Genomic DNA, 576 nt, shown 5'->3' on the forward strand with positions numbered 1-576 from the left:
TGATCATACCCCAAAAATTAGGTCAACAGTTTAAGTTCAAAAAAGAAACTTAAATTTACTGATATGACAAGAAAGAAATACACCTCGAAATTCAAAACCAAAGTAGTTTTAGAAGCTCTTAAAGAGCGTCACAGTATAGCTGAGTTAGCTCAGAAGTATGAGCTTGCCCCGCAGCAGATCAACCTATGGAAACGTGAATTTTTGGCGAATGCAGAGAGTTTTTTTGAAAAGAAACCAAAGAGTAAAAAGTCTCAAGTAGATGAAGAGAAAGACCAACTATTAAAAGCTATAGGTCAGCTTAAGGTTGAAAATGATTTTTTAAAAGACGCCTTGCGGTAAAACCTCTACAGGAGCGGAGATCAATGATAAGCAAGGGTCAATTGAGCTTGGCTAAGCAATGTAAGTTGCTTTCCTTACACCGCTCAGGGCTTTATTATAAGCCTGCAGGAGAATCGGATTTAAATTTAAAACTGATGCATCTAATGGATGAACATTATCTAGATCACCCTTTCAAGGGCGCAAGAAGAATGCATACCTGGTTGACTATGGACAAAGGTTATAAGGTGAGTAAAAATA

General features: G+C 37.2%; 1 protein-coding gene. It reads left to right on the plus strand.

The features are described 5' to 3' along the window. Nucleotides 1-63 precede the first annotated feature (63 nt). The gene (locus tag JL102_RS23415; protein ID WP_202246898.1) at nucleotides 64-339 is read left to right on the plus strand and encodes a transposase; all 276 of its coding nucleotides are present in this window, start codon (nucleotides 64-66) and stop codon (nucleotides 337-339) included. Nucleotides 340-576: the final 237 nt, after the last annotated feature.

This window comes from Fulvivirga sediminis, assembly GCF_016757215.1.
In the GTDB taxonomy this organism is placed as follows: Bacteria; Bacteroidota; Bacteroidia; order Cytophagales; family Cyclobacteriaceae; genus Fulvivirga; species Fulvivirga sediminis.